Below are 23488 nucleotides of genomic sequence, written 5' to 3'. Positions count from 1 at the left end.
TTGGTGTTGTGAAAGAACTACAGCTAATGACACAACGATGCAATAGGCTTAGAAGAAAAGGAGAATAATTATGTTTGATAGATTAGAAAGCGTTGAAGGACGTTATGAAGAATTAAATGAATTGCTGAGCGATCCAGAGGTTGTCACTGATACAAAACGATTGATGAAACTGACTAAAGAAGAAGCCGCTCTTCGTGAGACCGTTGCAACCTATCGTCGGTACAAAGAAGTCGGTCAAGCTATTTCTGATACTGAAGAAATGCTTGGTGAAAAGTTAGATAACGAAATGGCTGAAATGGCAAAAGAAGAATTAAGTGATTTAAAGAAAGAAAAAGCAGAAATCGAAGAAGCTATGAAAGTCTTGATGTTGCCTAAAGATGAAAATGATGACCGCAATATCATCATGGAGATCCGCGGAGCCGCTGGTGGAGATGAAGCTCAATTATTTGCTGGCGATCTGTTTAATATGTATCAAAAATATGCTGATGCACAGGGTTGGAAAACTGAAGTTCTAGATGCTAATATCACTGAAATTGGTGGATATAAAGAAATTACTTTAATGGTCACTGGAGAAAATGTTTATTCTAAATTGAAGTACGAAAATGGCGCTCACCGTGTTCAACGTGTGCCGTCAACTGAATCGCAAGGGCGTATCCATACGTCAACTGCGACGGTAGTGGTTATGCCTGAAGCTGAAGAAGTAGAATTGCATATGCCGGATCAAGATATTCGGACAGATATTTACCACGCAAGCGGAGCCGGCGGACAGCACGTTAATAAAACAGCTTCTGCCGTTCGGTTGACGCATTTACCTACAGGAATTGCTGTGGCGATGCAAGAAGAACGTTCGCAAATCAGGAACCGCGAGAAAGCAATGAAAGTATTGCGTGCCAGAGTGTACGATCATATACGACAAGCAGCTCAAAGTGAGTACGATGCAGAACGCAAATCAGCTATTGGAACGGGAGACCGTTCAGAACGTATCCGTACGTATAATTTCCCACAAAGCCGCGTAACGGATCATCGTATCGGATTAACGATCCAAAAATTAGATCAAATTTTATCTGGTAAATTAGATGAAATTGTTGATGCATTGATCCTGAACGATCAAACAGCCAAAATGGAGCAATTACAACATGCAGAGTAAAACAACATATAGAGAAGTCCTAAAATGGGCTTCTTCTTTTTTAGAAACGTGTAAAAGAGAACCCACTGCTGCTGAGCTTTTATTGAAAGAGCGTCTGAACTGGACTAAAACAGACATCATGATGCATTTAAATGAAGAGATGCCTTCAGATGTGAAACACCAGCTGTTGCAAGATGTGTCGAACCATGGCTCTGGGATGCCTGTGCAACAAATATTGGGATATGGTTGGTTTTACGAGCGCAAATTTAAAGTAACTAAAGACACTTTGATCCCGCGACCGGAAACAGAAGAAATTGTTGATAATTTTTTGAAAGGAACGTCTCCAGACCAAAAATTAACGGTTTTGGATATTGGAACTGGATCAGGGATCATCGGGATCACTATCAAAAAAGAACGACCACTTTTTGAAGTGACTGCGACTGATCTATCTTCTAGAGCCTTAGGTGTGGCCCAAGAGAATGCTGCCATATTACAGGCAGAAGTCCGTTTTCTAGCAGGCGACTTAACTCAACCTGTAAAAGGGGAAACATTTGACGTCATTATCTCAAATCCACCATATATTTCAGATGATGAGATCAGCTATATGGACGAGAGCGTTTTACACTATGAACCGCATCTAGCATTATTTGCTGATAATGGTGGATTAGCCATTTATCAAAGATTAGCTGAGGAAACACCGGCTATTTTAAATCCAGGTGGTGAAATTTTCTTGGAAATTGGATTTAAACAAGGAAAAAAAGTTCAAGAAATATTTCAACAAGCTTTCCCAAAGGCTGAAGTGACCATTGAAAAAGATATGAGCGGAAATGACCGGTTGATTCGCGTTAAAACCAGCTGAAAAGATTCAATACAATTAAATAAGTAAACTAATTTTCTTGAAATGAACGGAGGAATAATTGTGGAGACTATTATCTATCGACCTTCAGACGTACTCAAAGCGGCCCTTAAACTGCAACAAGGTGAACTGATTTCTTTCCCCACAGAAACCGTTTATGGATTAGGAGCGGATGCTACAAATGAAGCAGCAGTAAAAAAAGTGTATGCAGCAAAAGGAAGACCGAGTGATAATCCTTTGATCGTACACATTTCGGCAATCGAAGAAGTAGGGCAGTATGTCAAGCAAGTGCCTGAAATAGCGGATAAATTGATGGAAACATTTTGGCCGGGGCCGTTGACGTTGATTTTCAAAGTTAAGGAGCAAGCCTTTGCACCCACCGTTACGGCAGGCTTAGATAGCGTAGCGATGCGTATGCCAGATAACGCATTAACCTTACAACTGATCCGTGAGTCAGGAAAACCACTTGTTGGACCAAGTGCCAATACTTCTGGAAAACCTAGTCCGACAACAGCAGAACATGTTTTCCATGATTTGAAAGGGAAAATAGCCGGTGTGCTGGATGATGGTGAAACAGGGGTAGGGCTAGAATCAACGGTTTTAGATATTACTGATCCGGAGAGACCAACCATTTTGAGACCAGGTGCAACGACAAAAGAAGCCTTGGAACAGGTTATTGGAAACGTTTATGTCGATCAACATTTGATATCAAGTGATGAAGCACCCAAAGCTCCGGGTATGAAATACACCCATTACAGTCCTAACGAACCGGTCGTGATCGTCGCTGGTGATAAAAAAGTATGGGAAAAAGCCATTGAAACTTACAAAAGACAAGGCGAAAAAATTGGACTGTTAGCAAATCAAGATATTTTGCACCAATTTCAAGCAGATGTAACTGCTGTATATTCATTAGGCGAAAATAAAAATATCAATGAAGCTTCAAGATTGTTATACTCAGGACTAAGGTATTTTGAAGCAACACAAGCAACGGTCATTTTAGCCCAAGCTTATACTCAAAATGGCTTAGGAGAAGCGTACATGAATCGGCTTCAAAAGGCAGCAGGCAATCATTTTTTTGAATAACCGCAAAACCAAACAGTTAGGCGGATAAGTAAATATAACTTAAAACTATTGAAGGATGTGGTCGGTTTATGATGAATAACAAAAATTTTGACAATGAGGTATTTGATGCTATTGAAAAAGAACGTAATCGTCAAGAGCAGAATATTGAATTGATTGCCTCAGAAAACTTTGTATCTGAAGCAGTACTGGCTGCGCAAGGCAGTATTTTAACGAATAAATACGCAGAAGGCTATCCTGGACATAGATATTATGGCGGCTGTGAATTTGTGGATGTCATTGAAAATTTGGCTATCGAGCGGGCAAAAAAACTTTTCGGAGCAGAATATGTAAATGTTCAACCACACTCAGGTTCTGGTGCAAATATGGCAGCTTTCAATGCTCTATTGACACCTGGAGACACCGTATTAGGAATGGACTTGACACATGGCGGACATTTGACACACGGTTCTCCCGTAAACTTCAGTGGTAAAACCTACCATTTTATTTCCTATGGTGTGGATAAAGATACCGAAGAACTAGATTACGAAGTGATCCAGGATCTGGCCAAGCAACATAAACCAAAATTGATTATTGCTGGAGCGAGTGCCTATTCTAGAAAAATAGATTTCGCACGTTTTAGAGCAATAGCAGATGAAGTTGGGGCCTACTTGATGGTCGATATGGCTCACATAGCCGGATTAGTTGCAGCAGGATTGCATCAAAATCCAGTTCCTTTTGCAGATATCGTTACGACAACTACGCATAAAACTTTGCGAGGACCACGCGGCGGAATGATCTTAGCTAAAGAAAAATATCGTAAAGCTTTGAATAGTGCTATTTTCCCTGGAATTCAAGGTGGACCATTGGAACACGTTATTGCAGCTAAAGCCGTTGCATTTAAGGAAGCCTCTGCTCCAGAGTTTAAAACGTATGCTGCTCAAATCGTAAAAAATGCTAAAGCAATGGAAGCTGTTTTGCATGCATCTAAAGGTCATTTGATAAGTGGCGGAACAGACAATCATTTGTTGTTGTTTGATGTAACAAACTTTGGTCTAAATGGTAAACAAGCCGAGGTTCTTTTAGACAAAGTAGGAATCACGGTCAATAAAAACACGATCCCATTTGAAACGCTAAGTCCTTTTAAAACAAGCGGCATTCGAATTGGAACGCCTGCCATGACAACAAGAGGATTTGATGAAGTGGATTCTAAAAAAGTAGCAGAATTGATTATTGAAACATTGATAGCTAATGGAGATAGTGAAAAAATGGAAGCTATTCAAACACAAGTTCACCAATTAACTGCTGAACACCCTTTATATGATCCAAAAATGTAAATTCCCTTAAAAAATAGCGGAATAAGTAGAATTAAAAAAAAATACTAAAAAGGTAGCGCTAAATGCTGATATCCTTTACAATGGAAATGTTTAAAAAATAATGAAAAATGAGGGCTGAATACAATGTCGAGAGTTCAAGTTATGGAGCATCCATTAATCCAACACAAATTAACTATTCTTCGCGATAAGAATACCGGTACGAAGGATTTTAGAGAAGCAGTTAATGAAATTGCACGTTTAATGGCATTTGAAGTCTCTAGAGATATGCCTTTACAAGATGTAGAAATCGAAACTCCTTTAGTAAAAACTGTTCAAAAAAAATTAGCTGGTAAAAAAGTTGCAATCATTCCAATTCTAAGAGCTGGATTGGGTATGGTCGATGGAATGTTAGATTTAATTCCTGCAGCAAAAGTTGGACACGTAGGAATGTATCGTGACCATGAAACTTTAGAACCGGTAGAGTATTTTGTTAAATTACCATCAGATATCAATGAACGTCTATTATTAGTTGTTGATCCGATGCTTGCTACGGGTGGATCAGCTATTGCAGCTATTGACTCATTGAAAAAACGTGGTGCTTCAACTATAAAATTTGTTTGCTTAGTTGCAGCTCCAGAAGGCGTAGCAGCTTTAGAAAAGGCTCATCCTGATGTAGAGATTTTTACAGCAGCATTAGATGAACGTTTAGATGAAAATGGCTATATTTTACCTGGTCTGGGAGATGCCGGCGATCGATTATTCGGTACAATGTAATAACAGAAGGAAAATGTATCATTTTTGATTTATAAGCATGAAACAATAGGAGAGTTTGTTTATCAGGGAACTGATGAACAGACTCTTTTTTTGTTCTATATATAGCGATCGTTTGAAAAAAGGTGTTGGTGTTCTAGAAGAAATTTCTTCTGGAATAAACGGATTTGCTTGTGGATAGCCATGGAAACGCCCGAGGCCTAAAAAAGTCCTCAGGCTTTCAAGCCTCAAACAGAGCTTGATCGCTAAAGCGTTAAGCTCTGTAATTCGCATTGAATTCTTTACATGGCTACAAGCAACTCCTATTCCATCAAAAATTTCAAGTGAGTGGTTAGACTAATCTATTGATACCAAAAATTATATTAATATAGCGATCGTTTGAAAAAAGGTGTTGGTGTTCTAGAAGAAATTTCTTCTGGAATAAACGGATTTGCTTGTGGATAGCCATGGAAACGCCCGAGGCCTAAAAAAGTCCTCAGGCTTTCAAGCCTCAAACAGAGCTTGATCGCTAAAGCGTTAAGCTCTGTAATTCGCATTGAATTCTTTACATGGCTACAAGCAACTCCTATTCCATCAAAAATTTCAAGTGAGTGGTTAGACTAATCTATTGATACCAAAAATTATATTAATATAGCGATCGTTTGAAAAAAGGTGTTGGTGTTCTAGAAGAAATTTCTTCTGGAATAAACGGATTTGCTTGTGAAGAGCCATGGAAACGCCCGAGGCCTAAAACCAAAATTTGTCATGGTTATTGCTGCTTTAGCAGCTTACAAACATGATACACTTGGGCGTTATCTGCCCACAGTGCTTCATTTTAGGCTAAAAGTAACTACTATTCCGCCAGAAGTTTTTTGCAAGTGATCATACTGATCTATAACCTGTTGATAAGTATAGGTGCTTCCAGCTTTGTAAAGGATTCGATGAGGATCAGAGATTTAATGATTCGATATTTTTTACAAGTATATCTGGTTAGTTCAGCCTAACTATTATTAAATCACTGTAAATGATCCAGCAACATGAAAAAACACGAAGTTTTTTTAAGGTGTCTAATAGGATTAAATAAAAAATGACAAAAATGAAGCGGCTGTATTTTGTTTTTTTAAAATAGCGATAAAAATATAGTAATTTAAATAGTGAAAATCCGATGAAAAAGGGGATATAGTGAAGAAAGTAACGAATACAGAAATTATTTATTATTCAAGACATAAAAGAGCGCCTGAAAATTGTCATTTAATAAAATGAGAAAAAAGGTGAAAATGAAATCATATGGACAAATCAATGAAATGAAAGTAGCAATGACGCAATTTTGTTTAAGCTAAAAACCTGAAAAAAACGCTTAAGACTAACGATTTACTGAAAGTAAGGGATGTTTTTCATTTTCTTTTTGTATTTTAAATCGAATGGTGGTATGATAACAAATGCCAGTGAAAAAAGAGGAATTATTTTAGAAATTAGTCAGTATTTTTTACATTGCTAAATGAATCGAAGTGAATTTCATTCAATCCATTTATATAGGAAAGAAAGCTATTATATGCTAAAATGAGCATGTGAAATTAGTGGGAATGATACTTTTCGCAAGGCGTGTTTTCTAGTTTGCTGTTTGCAATTATAGATTTTAATTATGGAAAGAGGTGAACGTTGTGGATAACGAAAATCCGATTGTTACATTGTTTGGCTTAAGCTTCAATGTCACCAATACGATTGTAATAATATCAGCGTGCGTGATTGTATTCTTGATTACGTTTATTTGTACAAGAAATTTACAAATAAAGCCAACCGGTAAGCAGAATTTTATCGAATGGGTAGTCGATTTTACTGGAAATATTGCTTCAAGTGCGATGTCTAAGCAACAATCAGAAAAATTCAGATTGTTAGGTTTTACTGTTTTAACATTTGTATTTGTTTCAAACATGATGGGATTGCCTTTAATGCTGACGATCGATGATTACCAAATGTGGAAAAGTCCAACGGCTGATCCAGTTATTACGCTAACATTAGCAGCTATGGTGATTGTTATGACACATTATTTTGGGGTACAAGAACAAGGAGTCAAAAACTACTTTATGAACAGTTTTGTTAGACCGGTTCCTTTCTTATTTCCAATTAAAATCTTTGAAGAATTTACAAATACGTTAACTTTAGCTTTGCGTCTTTATGGAAATATTTATGCAGGAGAAATTTTACTTGGATTGATAGCTTCTCTAGCTCAAAGCCAAGGAGTTCTTACATGGATAGTTGGTATTCCTTTAGGTATGGCATGGCAAGGATTCTCTATCTTTATCGGAAGTATACAAGCTTTTGTTTTTACAACACTGACGATGGTCTATCTTTCTCATAAAGTTGAGCATGAAGATAGCACAGATCATATAAAAGAAGCAGCATAAGTTAAATAAACCAAACAATACCGTTAATAAATAATAAAAATATTAAAAGATAAGTACTAGGAGGAAATAGATTATGGGTTTAATAGGAGCAGCAATAGCAGTAGCAGGTGCAGCCATTGGGGCAGCACTCGGTTCAAGTAAAGTTGTATCAAAAACGATCGAATCAATCGCACGCCAACCAGAAATGAAGGGTCAATTACAAACATTAATGTATATTGGGGTTGGTTTAGTAGAAGCCATTCCAATCATGGCAGTTGTTATCGCCTTTATCTTAGTTTTCCAATAAAAATGATCTTTTAAAAGAATTAACAGGTAGAGAATAAATAGTCTCTCTGCCTGTTCTTTTACAGCAACATTGAAGTATAGGTGGAGGAGTGTTTGAAATGGGTAGTCCATTGGTTATAGGACAAATAACAGCTGGAGATTCGATCGTTACCTTGGTCTCATTTTTACTATTAATGCTAGCATTGAAGAAGGTCGCTTGGAAACCTCTAATGGCAATGATGGAAAAACGAGAACAGTTGGTTGCAAGAAACATCGATGACGCTGAAGCAAAAAAATTAGATGCAGAACGGTTACTTAAAGAACAACAACAACAATTAGAAGACACACGTAATAACTCAAGTGCAGTAATCGAGAAAGCCAGAGATTCAGCTGATAAAATGGAAAGAGAACAATTAGCAGCTGCCAAAGTAGAAATCGCCCGATTAAAAGAAGAGGCAAGAAAAGCAATTGAATTAGAAAGAAAACAAGCGTTATTAAGTGCGCAAAATGATATCAGTCGTTTGTCTCTTGATATTGCTGAAAAATTGATTGGGAAAGAATTATCTAATGAAGGGCATGCTGAATTGATAGAAGAGTATATCGAAAGGTTGGCGAATAATAATGAAGTTAAATAGAAATATGAATTCTCGCCAGCTTGCTGATGCCTTTTATCAAGATTCAAAAGAAAAAGGATTGGTTGACGTTTCATTTGACAATATAATGGATGTTCGTCAAGTACTAGAAGAAATCCCTAACTTGGGTACGATTTTAGTAGACCATCGATTAGATAAGTTTAAACGAGACCATCTTCTTGCAAACCTAATTAAAGAATTTCCAATAAATACTCAAAATTTCTTTCATATGCTTTATGATTATAATCGAATTAGCGATATCAGAGATATCGTAAATGAATTTGAAAAAATTTACGATTATAAGAACAGAACGGTCGTTGCTAAGGTCTCTACAGCCGTCGAACTTACAGATGTGCAGAAGACACGTCTAATAGATGTTTTGAAAATAAAATTAGATGCAAAAAAAGTATTGCTGCATACTATTGTGGATGAGCAAGTTCTAGGCGGGGTCGTTATAGAAGTCGAAAGTCAAGTTTATGATGGAAGTATTCGTTCTAACTTAGAAACATTAAAGAAACAATTAATTCGATAAAAGAAGTTATGAGGTGAGTTATTCATGGGCGTAAAAGCAGAAGAAATTAGTTCACTAATCAAAAAACAGATTGCAAATTATCAAAGTGAATTAGTAATAGATGAAGTAGGCACGGTTAGTTACGTAGGTGATGGAATTGTGCGTGCTTATGGATTAGAAAATGCAATGGCAGGAGAACTATTAGAATTTTCGAATGGTATCTTTGGTATGGCACAAAATTTAGAAGTAAATGACGTAGGGATCATTATTTTAGGGGAGTTTACCGGCATTCGTGAAGGCGATATTGTAAAACGTACTGGTCAAATCATGCAAGTACCAGTTGGTGAAGCAATGATTGGACGAGTAGTAAATCCTCTAGGACAGCCAATTGATGGTCTGGGAGAAATTTTGACCACTAAAACTCGGCCAATAGAAGCTGAAGCTCCAGGTGTTATGGACCGTCATTCGGTCAATGAACCGTTACAAACAGGAATCAAAGCCATTGATGCATTAGTACCAATCGGCCGTGGACAACGAGAGTTGATTATTGGTGACCGTAAAACAGGGAAAACTAGCTTAGCTATCGATACGATTTTAAATCAAAAAGGTCAAGATACGATTTGTATTTATGTAGCTATTGGGCAAAAAGAATCAACGGTACGTAATCAAGTAGAAATATTAAAAAAATATGGTGCAATGGATTATACGATAGTGATGACAGCAAGTGCTTCTCAACCTGCTCCATTGCTTTATATTGCTCCATATGCTGGTTCTGCTATTGGGGAAGAATTTATGTACGATGGCAAACACGTGTTGATCATTTTTGATGATTTAACCAAACAAGCCGCAGCTTACCGTGAACTGTCGCTCTTGTTGCGTCGTCCACCAGGTCGTGAAGCGTACCCTGGGGATGTTTTTTACTTGCATTCACGTCTATTAGAACGGGCTGCAAAACTTAGCGATAAACTGGGCGGCGGTTCAATGACAGCTATTCCGTTTGTTGAAACTCAAGCAGGAGATATCTCTGCTTATATTCCTACGAATGTTATTTCAATCACAGATGGACAAATTTTCTTGGAAAGCGATTTGTTTTATTCAGGTGTTCGACCAGCTATTGCAGCTGGATTATCTGTTTCCCGTGTAGGTGGAGCAGCTCAAATTAAAGCAATGAAAAAAGTTTCCGGAACATTGCGTTTAAATTTAGCTAGTTTCCGTGAATTAGAAGCCTTTACTCAATTTGGATCAGATTTAGATGAAGCTACTCAAGCAAAATTGAATCGTGGCCATCGAACAGTAGAAATTTTAAAACAAGGATTACACCAAACCATAAGTGTAGAGAAACAGGTTATTATTTTTTATGCTCTAACGCACGGTCTCCTAGATTCAATACCAGTCAGTGAATTGGGTCGATTTGAAGATGAATTATATGATTTCTTAGATAATCAACATGCTGAAATTCTAGCTGAAATCGTTGAAACTAAAGATTTGCCAAGAACAGAAAAATTGGATGCTGTTATCAATGAATTCATTACTAATTTTTTCACTAATTATATTGAGTCTTCAACTGATACAAACAGTACACAAACTAATTAAAGGCGGTGAATAAGAATGGCAGCCTCTTTAAATGAAATTACAAAGAAAATAAATTCAACAAAAAAGACTAGTCAGATCACGAATGCCATGCAAATGGTGTCAGGCGCGAAACTATCTAAAGCTGAAGATACAGCTGCTGGATTTCAAATTTATTCGCAAAAAGTAAGAGAAATCGTTACTCATTTAGCACACAATCAGCTTTCCCTGATTGAAAATGAAATGTTTGGAACGAATTCGCCTTCAAATATCGACTTTCATGATATGTTGATAGAACGTCCAATCAAAAAAACTGGGTATATCGTTATTAGTTCTGATAAAGGATTGGCTGGCGGATACAACAGTTCAGTAATCAAATCAACGGTAGATATGATCACCAAAGATCATCTTTCGCCAGATGAATATGTCTTTATGACTGTTGGTTCAACAGCGGCTGACTTTTTTAAAGCCAGAGGGATGAACGTTGCTTATGAGTTGAATGATATCAGTGATCAGCCTTCTTTCGAGGAAGTACGGACAATCGCCAGAACAGCTACTGAAATGTATAAAAATGAAGTTTTTGATGAATTGTATGTTTGCTACAATCATCATGTGAATACGATCATGTTCCAATATCGCGCAGAAAAAATGTTGCCGTTATCTGATTTAGATGTAACTGAAATAAAAACTTATGAACAAGATTACATCTATGAACCCTCTAAAGAGAAAATCTTAGATATTATATTGCCTCAATATGCCGAAAGTTTAATATACGGGGCTATCTTAGATGCTAAGGCTGCTGAACATGCAGCACGTATGACCGCTATGAAGGGCGCAACAGATAACGCTAAAAATATTATTGATGATTTAACGATGGTATATAATCGAGCTCGTCAAGCTGCTATAACAGAAGAAATCACAGAAATCATTTGTGGTGCTTCAGCGGCTAAGTAAGTGAATGGAGGAAAATGAATGAGTATTGGTCATATTGTTCAAATTATAGGACCTGTTGTGGATGTAGAATTTCCCATAAACGATACTATGCCTGAAATCAATAATGCTCTCATTGTTGAAAAAAATAAGAGTAAGAATGAAACAGTTGTCTTAGAGACAGCATTATTGTTAGGAAATGGCGTCATCAGAACGATTGCAATGCAGTCAACAGATGGATTACAACGTGGTATGAATGTTGTCGATACTGAAAAATCGATTTCTGTTCCAGTTGGTGAAGAAACATTAGGACGTATGTTTAATGTTTTAGGAGAAACGATTGATGAGAAAGAACCATTCCCAGCGGACGCAAAACGGCATCCGATTCACCGTATTGCTCCTGCATTTGATGAATTAAGCAGCAATACAGCGATTCTTGAAACCGGAATAAAAGTTATTGACCTATTAGCCCCTTATTTAAAAGGTGGTAAAATCGGATTATTTGGCGGAGCCGGTGTAGGGAAAACCGTTTTGATCCAAGAATTGATCCATAATATTGCTGAAGAACATGGTGGGATCTCTGTCTTTACTGGTGTAGGTGAACGGACTCGTGAGGGTAATGATTTGTACTTCGAAATGCAAGAATCAGGAGTAATCAAACGGACTGCGATGGTCTTTGGTCAAATGAATGAGCCGCCTGGTGCTAGAATGCGTGTGGCATTAACGGGATTAACGATTGCAGAATACTTCAGAGATGATGTAGGGAAAGATGTGTTGCTATTTATAGACAATATTTTCCGATTTACACAAGCAGGATCAGAAGTATCAGCATTGCTTGGCCGTATGCCATCAGCTGTTGGGTATCAACCAACTTTAGCAACTGAAATGGGACAATTACAAGAACGAATCACTTCAACCAGCAAAGGATCTATTACTTCTATCCAAGCGATTTACGTACCAGCGGATGACTATACTGACCCAGCGCCAGCAGCTGTTTTCGCCCATTTGGATGCAACAACCAACTTGGAACGTAAATTAACGGAACAAGGTATTTATCCTGCTGTTGATCCTTTAGCATCAACATCTAGTGCGTTGTCTCCTGAAATTGTTGGAGAAGAACATTATAAAGTTGCGATAGAAGTACAACAAATGTTACAACGTTACCGTGAATTGCAAGATATTATTGCTATCCTAGGAATGGATGAATTGTCATCGGATGAAAAAATCGCTGTATCTAGAGCTAGACGTATTCAATTCTTCTTATCGCAAAACTTTCATGTAGCTGAGGCCTTCACGGGTCTGCCAGGATCTTATGTACCTGTAGAAGAAACTGTACGTGGCTTTAAGGAAATCATTGATGGCCGTTACGACCATTTACCTGAAGATGCTTTCCGTAACGTAGGAAGAATTGATGAAGTCGTTGCTAAAGCTCAATCAATGGGATACTAGGAGGTGAAAATAGATGAGTGAAATGCAAGTGAATATTGTTACGCCTGCTGGAATCGTCTACAATCACCAAGCGAAAAGAGTGATTGCTAAAGCAGTAGATGGAGAAATAGGTATTTTGCCAGAACATATTCCCATCATCGTTCCTTTAACGATCCATTCCGTTCGAGTACAACGTGTTTCAATCGATACAGAAGATTGGATCGCTGTAAACGGAGGAGTTATGGAAGTTAGAGATAACGTTTGTTCTATCATTGCAGATAGTGCTGAAAGAGCAAGAGATATCGATATCGAACGAGCTATGATTGCTAAACAACGAGCAGAAGAAGAATTACGAAAATCAGAAGCAATTGAAAATAAAAATCATTCGAAACGTGCAGAAATCTCTTTGAGAAAAGCTGTGAATCGAATTTCAGTATCTAAACATAAAAGAGTTTGATCTATAAGTTGGAATAAAACAGCGAGTCTGTTTTATTCCAACTTTTTTTTATGCAAAATAAAAATTAGTACTATAATTAAAGTTATATTACAAATTGAAGACAAGATGAAGGTTATTCAACCTTTTTTATGTTAAAATTATAGTAAATTAGAAGGGAAGAGAAATAAAAAATATGAACTTTCTAGGTATGCAATCTTTAATTACAATCGTTTCTCATATGTTTTTTATTTTACTCTCTTTTTGGGCATTAAAAGGAATAAGAATAGAAAAATTTATTAAAAAAAATAATATCGGTCAAGCGCGTGTCTTGTATTTGTTTATATCCATCACTGTAGGCTATACGGTGAGTACTTTTTTTATCGACTTGATCCTAAATTCTCAAAATCTTATCTTTTTGTTTTATTAAGAATTGAATAAGTTTGTTACAAAACATTCATTAAATTTGTACGTTATCCTGGCTTCGTGCTATAATATTAAATGTTGTCTTGCGTCGTTTGCTTCACACCGTTGTGATAAAGACAATGAAAATTTTGGAGGGATACTACCATATGGAAAAAATTATCGTTCGAGGTGGAAAACACCTAACTGGAACAGTTAAAGTAGAAGGGGCAAAAAATGCCGTATTGCCTATTTTAGCAGCCACAATATTAGCAAGTAAGGGACAAACTAAATTAACTAATGTCCCAATATTGTCCGATGTGTTCTCTATCAATGAAGTTTTAAGCCACTTGAATTTAACTGTTGACTTTGATCAATCTAAAAAAGAAATCAACCTAGATGCTACTAAAGGACTCCACTTTGAAGCTCCTTTTGAATATGTAAGTAAAATGCGGGCATCTATTGTCGTATTGGGACCACTATTGGCTCGTTTGGGACATGCAAAAGTTGCTCTTCCAGGGGGTTGTGCAATTGGAACACGTCCGATAGATCTACATTTAAAAGGATTTGAAGCGATGGGTGCGGAAATCCATATCGAAAATGGATATATTGAAGCATTTGCCGACCAGCTAAAAGGAGCTCATATCTACTTAGATTTTCCAAGTGTTGGAGCGACACAAAACATCATGATGGCTGCCACACTAGCTAAAGGAACAACTACAATTGAAAACGTTGCTCGTGAACCTGAAATCGTTGACTTAGCAAACTTTTTAAATCGTATGGGAGCTAAAGTTATTGGTGCTGGTACAGAAAGTATCCGCATTGAGGGTGTAACCGAGTTAATAGGTGTAGAACATAGTATTATACCGGATCGTATTGAAGCCGGTACATTTATGGTCGCAGCAGCAGTGACTCAAGGTGATATTTTTATTGAAGATGCTGTTTTTGAACACAATAAACCTTTAATTTCGAAATTGAAAGAAATGGGTGTTGAATTCGAAGATAAAGGTAATGGAATGCGTGTCATTGGGCCTAAAAAATTAAAGGCAACGCATGTAAAAACAATGCCTCATCCTGGTTTTCCAACAGATATGCAATCTCAAATGACGATAGCTCAAGTTTTTGCTGAAGGTACAAGTACAATGAAAGAAACCGTATTTGAAAATCGTTATATGCACATGGAAGAATTGAGTCGCATGAATGCTAAGTTTAAAGTTGAAGGACAAACGCTAGTTGTTTATGGACCAACAGAATTACAAGGTGCTGAAGTTGCAGCAACAGATCTTAGAGCAGCAGCAGCTTTGATTATAGCTGGTTTAGTTTCAAAAGGGTACACAAGAGTGACCCATTTAGAAAACTTGGATCGCGGCTATTATGAATTCCATAAAAAATTACAAGCGTTAGGCGCAGATATTGAACGAATTGAAGAATCAGTACAAAGCACGTTGAAAGAAGCAGAACTTGAAGGTTTGTTTTCTTAAAAAGTGTTTCTAATGAAGGTATAGTAACCAAGTCTTATAGAGTTGACACTTAAAAAGTGACGCTTTATAAGGCTTTTTTTTTTGTATTCCAATGTTATTAGGTTGATACTTTTTTTGAAAACATTAAATTTAGTTAAATGTCTTAATTCTGCGTTTAAGATTGAAACGAGTTATGCTATAATAATAAATTAGATGGTTGCTTTACTTAAAAGAGAGCAATCAAAGGTAAACGAACAAGAGCTTGAGAGGAGAAACAAGTAATGGCTAGAGATATAGGGATAGATTTAGGTACAGCCAATGTATTGATTCATGTAAAAGGAAAAGGCATTGTTTTAAATGAGCCTTCAGTCGTTGCAATTGATACTACAACAAAACGTGTTTTAGCAGTTGGAGAAGAAGCATACTTAATGGTTGGACGTACACCCGGTAACATCCGTGCAATTCGTCCATTACAAGGAGGAGTTATTGCTGATTTCGATATAACAGAAGCAATGCTGACTCACTTTATTAATAAATTAAACGTAAAAGGCTTTTTATCAAAACCAAATATTTTGATTTGTTGCCCTACAAATATAACAACAATTGAACAAAAAGCGATCATTGAAGCTGCTGAAAAAAGTGGCGGTAAAAATATCTATCTTGAAGAAGAACCTAAAGTAGCGGCAATTGGAGCCGGAATGGATATTTTTCAACCAAGTGGAAACATGGTCATCGATATTGGTGGCGGTACAAGTGATATTGCCGTTCTTTCAATGGGAGGCATTGTAACGAGCCGCTCGTTAAAAGTTGCAGGTGATCAATTGGATAATGAAATTACTCAATATGTGAAAAAAACACATAAACTTTTAATCGGTGAACGCACAGCTGAAACAATCAAAAAAGAGATTGGAACAGTTTTCCCAGGCAAAAGAGATGATTCAATGGAAGTAAGAGGACGTGATATGGTAACTGGTTTACCAAGAACGATCACGATCACTTCTGATGAAGTTCAAAAAGCTACTGCTGAATCAATGATGATGATCGTTCAACAGGCTAAAGATGTTTTAGAACAAACTCCTCCTGAATTATCTGCAGATATTATTGATCGTGGTATAATTTTAACCGGTGGTGGTGCATTATTAGATGGTATTGATCAACTTTTCTCTGAACAATTGAAAGTACCTGTATTTGCTGCTGAACAACCATTAGACTCTGTTGCTTTAGGAACAGGCATTTTATTAGAAAATATGACTAAGAAAAAGCGTAAATTTTAAAAATCGGTTAATCAAAGTGAGGTAAACCCATGACTAAAGAAAAAATAGGACTTCAAATCACCACATTCATATTGAAAATTGTACTTGTATTCTTTTTGGTTGCTCTAGCTTTTATTATTGGAGCGATGATTGGTTATGGAGTATTAGGTGATGGGGATCCATTTACTGTTTTTGAAAAAGATACTTGGGTACACATTTTCAGTTACTTTACAAAACCTACTATTGTCAATTGATCTGATATTTTAGGCGGCTATAAAAAAATAAAAAGTCAAAGACTCAAAACAATTTTTTGTTTTGATTCTTTGGCTTTTTTTGTTCTGTGTCAAATGGTATCGATACAACACGCTGAAATTTATTTTGGGGTAAACAGGGTTGCTTGTATTTTGAAAGGAAGCGTTGTGGGCAATGATGTTTACACGCCACTAAAGTAGCAACAAATGTGATATACAAGCTTGCAGACGATTCCATGGCTCCAAAAGCAAACCCGACCATTTCAGAAGGAATTTTATTTTTAAGTATCCACACGATTTGTCAAAAAAAAAACGTGCTCTTTTGCAATATAAAAAAGAAAATGCCTTGAATTTGCATATAGTAAGTAAGAGTCAAATAAAAGGAGGAAGAAAAAATGAATCAAATCGGATTAGTTGGGCGTTTAGTGAGAGAAATAGAGTTAAAAGAGGTCGGAGAAGACAAAGTGGTACTAAATAATACGTTAGCAGTAGCAAAAAGAGGAAAAAAAGAGAATGGATCACAAGCAGACTTTATCCCTATAGTTGCGTGGGGCCAAGTAGCCAAGTTGATGCAGCTTTATTGTGAGAAAGGACATATGGTCGGTCTTACAGGAAGGATCCAATCAAGATCGTACGTCAATAAAGAGGAAGAAACGGTTTTTATTGTTGAAATGGTAGTAGATGAAGTTCATTTTTTACAAAATAAAAAAATTGAAGCAGCTGCAGTTTCAAAATGAACAGATAAAAGCAAATGAAATTAGAACGCACTCTAAAAGTTAGCGAAAAAGGCTAATTTTCAGGGTGTGTTTTTATGTCTAAACTGAGAAGTTTATAAGATGATTTTGGAAGTTTCTTTAGTTGCAGTCGTAAAAAGAGTATAATAAACTAGAGATTTTTTTTAAAGAAAGAGGTTATTCCATGAATATATTAATGATTGAAGACAATCAATCCGTATGTGAGATGATGGAAATGTTTTTCATGAAAGAAGAATGGAAAGCAACTTTCATCCAAGATGGTAAAGTAGGGCTAGATACTTTTAAAAATGATCCAGAAAAATGGGATCTAGTTACATTGGATTTAAATTTACCAAGTATGGATGGTATGCAAATTTGTCGCGAAATGCGTAAAGTTTCAAAAACAATTCCCATTATTATGTTGACGGCTAAAGATTCTGAAAGTGATCAAGTTATTGGATTAGAAATGGGAGCAGATGACTATGTCACAAAGCCTTTTAGTCCGCTGACATTAATTGCACGTATAAAGGCATTATACCGTCGCGCAGATCTCATTAATGATGGAGCTGATGAATTAGAAGGCAAAGCATATGAAGTTGAAACAAGGTATCTTAAAATGGATAAGAGGACACGAGAGGCAATTTTGTATGATAAACCAATTGAAGGCTTAACGCCAAAAGAATTTGAATTACTTTACACATTAGCAAAAAGTCCAAAACAAGTTTTTTCCAGAGAACAACTGCTAACGATCGTTTGGGATTATGAATATTTTGGTGATGAACGGACAGTCGATGCCCACATCAAAAAATTACGTCAAAAAATAGACAAAACAGGTCCGCAAGTGGTTCAAACGGTTTGGGGAGTAGGATACAAGTACGATGATTCCGGAGTTACTCCATGAGAATAAACTACTTCTACCAGCAAATGCTGGCCTTTTTTGCGGTAGTTATGACCGTCTTGATTATATTAGGCTTCTCTTTTTTACAATTTGCACGCAGTACAGCTTATCGGAATACTGAAACACAGTTATTTGGCTATGCTGAAGCATTAATAGATGAGGACCTACAGACGGATAAGATAGAAAGTGGACAAATTATTTTAAAAAATCAAGGGGTATCGATTTTTGTATTTGATCATACTGACAACATGACGTATCCTATTACAACTGAGGACTACGTAAGCGGTATTTCAGACACTGATTTAGATAAGTTGAAAAACGGCGAGCCATTATCATTGACCCAGAGAAATACTGATTTTTTTGGTAATCAAGTTGATACCGCTATCGTTTATCAGCCCTTTTTCACTCAAAGTACGGGTGATTTTTATGGGTTTATTGCAGTAAGTGCACCTATAAGTACAATTGAATCTAGTATAGAGGATATTCGGAATAATCTATTTAGCGCCTTTATCTTTTCACTTATTGGAGCCACGATTGCTAGTTATCTTTTTGCTAAATTTCAAGTGAATCGAATCAACCGCATTAGAAGCGCAACGCATAAAGTAGCGAAGGGTGACTTCACTATCCAATTAGAAAACAAAGAAATGGATGAATTTGATGATTTAGCTGCCGATTTCAACAGTATGGTCGATTCCTTGAAATCTGCTCAAGAAGAGATCGAACGTCAAGAGAATCGTAGGAGACAATTTATGGCTGATGCAGCTCATGAAATGCGTACACCTTTGACAACGATCAACGGATTGCTAGAAGGTATTGAGCATGATATGATTCCGGAAAATCAAAAACAGCGGAGTATCCAATTGATGCAAAATGAAACACGTCGTTTGATTCGGTTAGTAAATGAAAATCTAGATTATGAAAAAATTCGTTCCAATCAAATCGTTTTACAAAAGCAACTGTTTAATGCGTACGAAGCATTAGAAATGATTGTGGAACAATTGAAAGGAAAAGCGAATGATTCGGGTAATGAATTGGTACTAGAGTGTCCAACCGGTTTAATGCTATTTGCTGATTATGATCGTTTTTCTCAAATCATCGTAAACATTATTCAAAATGCGATCCAGTTTACAGACAATGGTGAAATCAGCATTATCGGTTATGCCAGTGAAAATGAAACTATCCTGAAGATCAAAGATTCTGGGATCGGCATGTCTGCCGAAGAAGTCGAGAGCATATGGGAACGATACTATAAGGCTGATAGTTCAAGAAAAAACACCAAATATGGAGAATCAGGTTTAGGTTTGGCAATCGTTCAACAATTGGTCAATCTACACGATGCAAGTGTCACAGTAGAAAGTGTACCTGGCGAAGGAACGACTTTCACTTTGATTTTTCCAATTGAAGAAACTAAAAAAAGCTAGAAGCTGCTGCTTCTAGCTTTTTTAACTAATTTTTTTTGAGAGATAAGATCCTGGATCCAATCTAAGTGGATTTTCAACAGATAAGAGCTGTTCATCAGAAGTGAAAAAAATAATCGAGCAGTCAGTATTTCTTACAAATCCACGAAACAAAAGCAACCAGTCTTGCTTAGCAGAAGCTGATTCATGATCGAGCCAATCGTCTACTAAAATAACTTTTTTGTTGCATAATGAAGCTAACCGCAATTGCAATTTAAGGAAGAGATTCAGCGGCAAGACATTAAAATGTTGGTCAGCTAAAGAATCAGAAATCTGCAGTTCTTCTAAGACTTCAGTTACTACCAGATCAAGTGCTCTTTTAGGATGGTCAGGAGTTAAAGATAAAATAACGAGCATATTCTCTCTGATCGTCAAATAGTCAATAAAAACAGCATCTTTACTGATCAAACCCGGAAAAGAATCTAACTGTCTATTTAATTGTTTCATCAAAGAAGCTAGATCCATTTGCACAGATAAAAAAGTATAAATCGTTTTGGGTCTGATTAAAAATAAATCATTACCGATGGCCTTTTTATAAGAATGGGTGAACATCATGTATCCTCCTTAGTACTAGCAGATGGATCAAAAAAGGTTGCTTCTTCTTAGTGATAAAATAATTGCATTTGGTATTCCGATGACAATAGCGCTATATAAGTTGATTATGCTTATAATCAAAAAGGCCTGTAGGGTATTATTTTGATAAAAATTGTTGTTCGCAAAAGCACCTTTTAAAAAGGGAGCAATAGTAAAACGTGTAAAACCCTCATTTCCAAAGTCAGGAGGAGCGGCTGCTTGAGAATCTGATAGAAGGGGTTCTAAATTAACCTCTAGTTCTGATTGCAAAGCAGCAGCTTCTATTTTAGTGATCTGATCCATTACGGGAGCTGTGAAGATACTATAGGAAACAAGAATGAGCAAGAGGATACTATTTATTAAAAGCAATTGTTCAAAGATCAATTGGGCCGTTAACTTATAAACGCGTTCTCCCATTAAAAGATAGGTCTGATATTCTTGTTTTCTAGTTTGACTCAACCATAGCTGAATCGTCAACAAAATAAGCGTACCTGCAATACCTATTATTAAAAGAATGGAATTGTATTTCGCATTATATTGTGTTGCAATAGCTTCTAAGATCTTAAAAGGTTGACTGTTTAATGAGGATTGTTGAGCATCTAAAGAGACTATAATTCTGTTTAGCTGGATAGAAGAATCAGAAAATTGCTTAGCTAATAAAGCAATTGCAAAAGTAAGGGAAAAATAGACCAGATAAAAACTAAGCGTAAAAATCAAGAAATAAGGATGATTTTGTAAATGACGATAAGCACGTTTAGCAATTGACAAAACGATCTCTCCTTTCGAAATGAGGATTGATTATCTCCTTATTGTAATGAGTAAATATGAAAAAACTGTGAAGCAAATAATAAGAGGATATGTTAGTTTGAAAATACTCAAAAAAAAGGAGGTCAAGACGTGTTCGTCTTGACCTCCTTTTGCTATTTGTTGCATTCTTATCTTTATTCTGTGATCTTAATATCTGGATTTTCCGTTTCAGCTGGTTGTGTTTCGTCAACCATTTCAGGAGTATCTAGTAACTCAGGAGCATTAGTTTTATATAAATCAACAGTAGATTGATTGTCGTTTTGATTGAAGATGCTTGTCGCAGCTGTTCCTAAACCTTCGTTTACAGTTTTCATCCGTTCTAATTGATCACGGTAATCATAATCAGCTGGATCAGTTGCAGCAAGTCCATCAGGAGTATAAAAACGCAATAGATCACTTGTTAGAATACTATCAGATAAACTCAATTGAGTACTGACATTTTCTCTTAATCGGTCAACTTCCGCAAGGACTTCTTCAGAAGGGTCCAAAAGCAATTCACCGGTTTCTGTATCATAAATACTTGAACCTTCAACGGTATATTTAGGACTTACAAAGTTTCCATCACGGAAAGCAACAGTTTCATCATGATCTTCAGAGAATAAATCTGTTCCAAGCAAAATGTTCTCTTTTGTTTCTACACCTAATAAGTGTAGAAGAGTAGGGAGACTGTCTATTTGTGCCCCGTATTGTGTATTTATTTTTCCGTTACCAGTTCCGGGCATGTGGATCATATAAGGAACCTTTTGCATCATAGCATTGTCATAACTTGACCAAGTTTCAGGGTCTTTACCTAGTAAAGGAGCGAGTGATTCATTTCTTGAATTGGAGATACCATAATGATCGCCGTAAAGAACGATAATTGAATTATCATACAAATCAGACTCTTTTAAATAACTAAAGAATTCTTCAATAGCTTGATCTAAATAATGAGCTGTCACAAAGTAATTATTGATTGTATTGTCTTCAGTAGTAGCAGTTGGGAAGTCCACATTTGCTTCATCCAACGGATAAGGGAAATGATTAGACACAGTAATAAATTTAGAATAGAATGGTTGCGGCAATTGTTCTAAATATTGAATCGATTCTTTAAAGAATATTTTATCTTTCATACCGTATTCTAACATGTTTTCTTCAGTGAAAGAATAAGACTCATCATCGAAGAAATAATCGATTCCCATTGATTTATACGTATTATCCCTATTCCAGAAAGAACCAACGTTACCATGGAACATGGCGCTCGTATAATCTTTTTCTGAACCTAAGATTTGTGAAGCAGATTGAAAAGTATTGCTTTCTCCAACTTGTGTAAATGCTCCACCTTGAGGTAAACCAAAGAGTGAATTTTCAAGCAGCATTTCAGAATCAGCTGTTTTTCCTTGACCGATTTGATGGAAGAAGTTGCTGAAACTTTGTGTATCTTCATCATGGTAAATACTGTTGATAAATGGCGCTACTTCAAGGGATTCACCCGTTTCAGTTTCTAATTCATAGTCGATCAAAAATTGTTGGAAACTTTCTAAATGCAAGAAGATGACATTGCGATCTTCAGCAATACCGAACATTTCAGCATCAGCTTCAGCAAAGTGTTCATCAACGTATGTTAACACACCTTCGATATCTGATTCATCAGCACTAGCTTTAACTTGATTCGCTTGAGCTGCTTTATAACCATCATAAGCTGTAAAAAAGTTTAAACCAAGATATTTAACAATGTAATTACGATCGAATGTACGAGCTAGCAGCTGCGGACGATTACTTTCAGCTAATGCTAAGTTGGCAGCAAAAAGGGTGAAACCAACAATTGTAGCTGCAAAAGCATAACGTTTTTTGAAAGGACGCTGATCCATTGTTACCTTTTTTGAAGCTAACAAAATAATTAAGAAAACAACATCGATAAGATAGAAGAAATCAGTTGCATGCAATAAAGCAAACGTACTTGCTCCTAATCCACCAGCAACATTTCCGACTCCTAAAATCGTACTGACGGATATGAAATCTGAAAACTCTCTATAATAGAGAACATTTGAAAAGAATAGAATTGACATCACAGCATAAACAAACAGTAAAGCAATATACGCTTTTTTAGAGCTCTTGAAGTAAAGAGCAATCGAGAATAGGATAACAGTTGTAGCAATCGGATTGATCAACAAGATAAACTGTTGTATGATTCCTTCTACGCCAAGGGAAAATTCCGCTTGGTATCCTATATACGTCTTGATCCAAAATAGGATAACGGCTAGAGAGAAAAAGCCCAACCTCGTTTGTAGGTATTTTTTTATATTGTTCATTGTTGAATCCTCCTTAAATAATGGCCACAGTTTGTATAGTTTAATTTGAAAAATTCCAAGTTAAATGAAAGTCTACATTAATTCTA

The 23488-nt window shown here is 36.4% G+C and carries 23 protein-coding genes; 20 read left to right on the top strand and 3 right to left on the bottom strand.

What is annotated here, in order from left to right; genetic code table 11:
- Positions 1-70 precede the first annotated feature (70 nt).
- From prfA to BR50_RS02060, 20 genes are all read left to right on the top strand, one after another.
- Entirely contained in the window at positions 71-1147 is a 1077-nt protein-coding gene (prfA, locus tag BR50_RS02155) for a peptide chain release factor 1 (protein WP_034545763.1), read from the top strand.
- Positions 1137-1985: a peptide chain release factor N(5)-glutamine methyltransferase gene (prmC, locus tag BR50_RS02150; RefSeq protein WP_034545760.1), complete on the top strand. Its 849-nt coding sequence runs from the start codon at positions 1137-1139 to the stop codon at positions 1983-1985. Before prfA ends, prmC begins: the two co-directional genes overlap by 11 nt.
- Before the next feature lie 60 nt (positions 1986-2045).
- Entirely contained in the window at positions 2046-3065 is a 1020-nt protein-coding gene (locus tag BR50_RS02145; RefSeq protein ID WP_034545757.1) for an L-threonylcarbamoyladenylate synthase, read from the top strand.
- A 68-nt stretch (positions 3066-3133) separates the two neighbouring features.
- Entirely contained in the window at positions 3134-4378 is a 1245-nt protein-coding gene (glyA, locus tag BR50_RS02140; protein ID WP_178377454.1) for a serine hydroxymethyltransferase, read from the top strand.
- Positions 4379-4501: 123 nt separating this feature from the next.
- Positions 4502-5131 carry a uracil phosphoribosyltransferase gene (gene upp / locus BR50_RS02135; RefSeq protein WP_034545755.1) on the top strand — a complete coding sequence of 210 codons (630 nt, stop codon included), beginning with the start codon at positions 4502-4504 and terminating at the stop codon, positions 5129-5131.
- A 1637-nt stretch (positions 5132-6768) separates the two neighbouring features.
- A complete protein-coding gene (gene atpB, locus BR50_RS02130) occupies positions 6769-7512 on the top strand; it encodes a F0F1 ATP synthase subunit A (protein ID WP_034545752.1) in 744 nt (247 codons plus the stop codon).
- Positions 7513-7585: 73 nt separating this feature from the next.
- A complete protein-coding gene (atpE, locus tag BR50_RS02125; protein WP_034545749.1) occupies positions 7586-7798 on the top strand; it encodes a F0F1 ATP synthase subunit C in 213 nt (70 codons plus the stop codon).
- A gap of 97 nt (positions 7799-7895) precedes the next feature.
- Positions 7896-8411, top strand: a complete 516-nt coding sequence (gene atpF, locus BR50_RS02120) for a F0F1 ATP synthase subunit B (protein WP_034545747.1) — start codon at positions 7896-7898, stop codon at positions 8409-8411.
- On the top strand, positions 8398-8940 hold the full coding sequence (gene atpH, locus BR50_RS02115; protein ID WP_034545745.1) for an ATP synthase F1 subunit delta: 543 nt from the start codon (positions 8398-8400) through the stop codon (positions 8938-8940). The genes atpF and atpH overlap by 14 nt, the downstream gene beginning before the upstream one ends.
- Before the next feature lie 24 nt (positions 8941-8964).
- Positions 8965-10512, top strand: a complete 1548-nt coding sequence (gene atpA / locus BR50_RS02110) for a F0F1 ATP synthase subunit alpha (protein WP_034545743.1) — start codon at positions 8965-8967, stop codon at positions 10510-10512.
- Positions 10513-10527: 15 nt separating this feature from the next.
- Positions 10528-11442: a F0F1 ATP synthase subunit gamma gene (locus BR50_RS02105; protein WP_034545741.1), complete on the top strand. Its 915-nt coding sequence runs from the start codon at positions 10528-10530 to the stop codon at positions 11440-11442.
- 18 nt (positions 11443-11460) lie between these two features.
- Entirely contained in the window at positions 11461-12867 is a 1407-nt protein-coding gene (atpD, locus tag BR50_RS02100) for a F0F1 ATP synthase subunit beta (protein ID WP_034545738.1), read from the top strand.
- A gap of 13 nt (positions 12868-12880) precedes the next feature.
- Positions 12881-13303 (top strand): F0F1 ATP synthase subunit epsilon, encoded by a 423-nt coding sequence (locus BR50_RS02095; protein WP_034545736.1) that lies wholly within the window; start codon positions 12881-12883, stop codon positions 13301-13303.
- Between the two features lie 172 nt (positions 13304-13475).
- Positions 13476-13709, top strand: a complete 234-nt coding sequence (locus BR50_RS02090; protein ID WP_034545733.1) for a DUF1146 family protein — start codon at positions 13476-13478, stop codon at positions 13707-13709.
- Between the two features lie 142 nt (positions 13710-13851).
- The gene (murA, locus tag BR50_RS02085; protein ID WP_034545730.1) at positions 13852-15162 is read left to right on the top strand and encodes a UDP-N-acetylglucosamine 1-carboxyvinyltransferase; all 1311 of its coding nucleotides are present in this window, start codon (positions 13852-13854) and stop codon (positions 15160-15162) included.
- Between the two features lie 260 nt (positions 15163-15422).
- Positions 15423-16415 (top strand): rod shape-determining protein MreB, encoded by a 993-nt coding sequence (gene mreB / locus BR50_RS02080; RefSeq protein ID WP_034545727.1) that lies wholly within the window; start codon positions 15423-15425, stop codon positions 16413-16415.
- 29 nt (positions 16416-16444) lie between these two features.
- Positions 16445-16648 carry a DNA-directed RNA polymerase subunit beta gene (locus BR50_RS02075; RefSeq protein ID WP_034545725.1) on the top strand — a complete coding sequence of 68 codons (204 nt, stop codon included), beginning with the start codon at positions 16445-16447 and terminating at the stop codon, positions 16646-16648.
- Between the two features lie 392 nt (positions 16649-17040).
- Positions 17041-17382: a single-stranded DNA-binding protein gene (locus BR50_RS02070; protein ID WP_034545722.1), complete on the top strand. Its 342-nt coding sequence runs from the start codon at positions 17041-17043 to the stop codon at positions 17380-17382.
- Between the two features lie 181 nt (positions 17383-17563).
- On the top strand, positions 17564-18280 hold the full coding sequence (locus tag BR50_RS02065; protein ID WP_034545720.1) for a response regulator transcription factor: 717 nt from the start codon (positions 17564-17566) through the stop codon (positions 18278-18280).
- A complete protein-coding gene (locus tag BR50_RS02060; RefSeq protein WP_178377453.1) occupies positions 18277-19698 on the top strand; it encodes a sensor histidine kinase in 1422 nt (473 codons plus the stop codon). Before BR50_RS02065 ends, BR50_RS02060 begins: the two co-directional genes overlap by 4 nt.
- Before the next feature lie 21 nt (positions 19699-19719).
- On the opposite strand, the gene BR50_RS02055 is transcribed toward BR50_RS02060, so the two are convergent.
- From BR50_RS02055 to BR50_RS02045, 3 genes are all read right to left on the bottom strand, one after another.
- Complete coding sequence (locus tag BR50_RS02055; protein WP_245792812.1) at positions 19720-20289, bottom strand: P-loop NTPase family protein; 570 nt, start codon at positions 20287-20289, stop codon at positions 19720-19722.
- 27 nt (positions 20290-20316) lie between these two features.
- Positions 20317-21075, bottom strand: coding sequence for a hypothetical protein (locus tag BR50_RS02050; protein WP_034545716.1), 759 nt, complete (start codon positions 21073-21075; stop codon positions 20317-20319).
- 173 nt (positions 21076-21248) lie between these two features.
- On the bottom strand, positions 21249-23402 hold the full coding sequence (locus BR50_RS02045; protein WP_034545715.1) for an LTA synthase family protein: 2154 nt from the start codon (positions 23400-23402) through the stop codon (positions 21249-21251).
- Positions 23403-23488 lie beyond the last annotated feature (86 nt).

Source organism: Carnobacterium alterfunditum DSM 5972 (genome assembly GCF_000744115.1).
GTDB lineage: Bacteria > Bacillota > Bacilli > Lactobacillales > Carnobacteriaceae > Carnobacterium_B > Carnobacterium_B alterfunditum.
The sequence above is the reverse complement of the archived record's forward strand: the minus strand, read 5'-3'. Positions and strand labels throughout refer to the sequence as shown.

Excerpts from the sequence above, each read along its gene's own strand:
- prfA (WP_034545763.1), top strand. The coding sequence starts at position 71 with ATGTTTGATAGATTAGAAAGCGTTGAAGGACGTTATGAAGAATTAAAT.
- prmC (WP_034545760.1), top strand. The coding sequence starts at position 1,137 with ATGCAGAGTAAAACAACATATAGAGAAGTCCTAAAATGGGCTTCTTCT.
- glyA (WP_178377454.1), top strand. The coding sequence starts at position 3,134 with ATGATGAATAACAAAAATTTTGACAATGAGGTATTTGATGCTATTGAA.
- upp (WP_034545755.1), top strand. The coding sequence starts at position 4,502 with ATGTCGAGAGTTCAAGTTATGGAGCATCCATTAATCCAACACAAATTA.
- atpE (WP_034545749.1), top strand. The coding sequence starts at position 7,586 with ATGGGTTTAATAGGAGCAGCAATAGCAGTAGCAGGTGCAGCCATTGGG.
- atpF (WP_034545747.1), top strand. The coding sequence starts at position 7,896 with ATGGGTAGTCCATTGGTTATAGGACAAATAACAGCTGGAGATTCGATC.
- atpH (WP_034545745.1), top strand. The coding sequence starts at position 8,398 with ATGAAGTTAAATAGAAATATGAATTCTCGCCAGCTTGCTGATGCCTTT.
- atpA (WP_034545743.1), top strand. The coding sequence starts at position 8,965 with ATGGGCGTAAAAGCAGAAGAAATTAGTTCACTAATCAAAAAACAGATT.
- BR50_RS02105 (WP_034545741.1), top strand. The coding sequence starts at position 10,528 with ATGGCAGCCTCTTTAAATGAAATTACAAAGAAAATAAATTCAACAAAA.
- atpD (WP_034545738.1), top strand. The coding sequence starts at position 11,461 with ATGAGTATTGGTCATATTGTTCAAATTATAGGACCTGTTGTGGATGTA.
- BR50_RS02095 (WP_034545736.1), top strand. The coding sequence starts at position 12,881 with ATGAGTGAAATGCAAGTGAATATTGTTACGCCTGCTGGAATCGTCTAC.
- BR50_RS02090 (WP_034545733.1), top strand. The coding sequence starts at position 13,476 with ATGAACTTTCTAGGTATGCAATCTTTAATTACAATCGTTTCTCATATG.
- murA (WP_034545730.1), top strand. The coding sequence starts at position 13,852 with ATGGAAAAAATTATCGTTCGAGGTGGAAAACACCTAACTGGAACAGTT.
- mreB (WP_034545727.1), top strand. The coding sequence starts at position 15,423 with ATGGCTAGAGATATAGGGATAGATTTAGGTACAGCCAATGTATTGATT.
- BR50_RS02075 (WP_034545725.1), top strand. The coding sequence starts at position 16,445 with ATGACTAAAGAAAAAATAGGACTTCAAATCACCACATTCATATTGAAA.
- BR50_RS02070 (WP_034545722.1), top strand. The coding sequence starts at position 17,041 with ATGAATCAAATCGGATTAGTTGGGCGTTTAGTGAGAGAAATAGAGTTA.
- BR50_RS02065 (WP_034545720.1), top strand. The coding sequence starts at position 17,564 with ATGAATATATTAATGATTGAAGACAATCAATCCGTATGTGAGATGATG.
- BR50_RS02060 (WP_178377453.1), top strand. The coding sequence starts at position 18,277 with ATGAGAATAAACTACTTCTACCAGCAAATGCTGGCCTTTTTTGCGGTA.
- BR50_RS02055 (WP_245792812.1), bottom strand. The coding sequence starts at position 20,289 with ATGATGTTCACCCATTCTTATAAAAAGGCCATCGGTAATGATTTATTT.
- BR50_RS02045 (WP_034545715.1), bottom strand. The coding sequence starts at position 23,402 with ATGAACAATATAAAAAAATACCTACAAACGAGGTTGGGCTTTTTCTCT.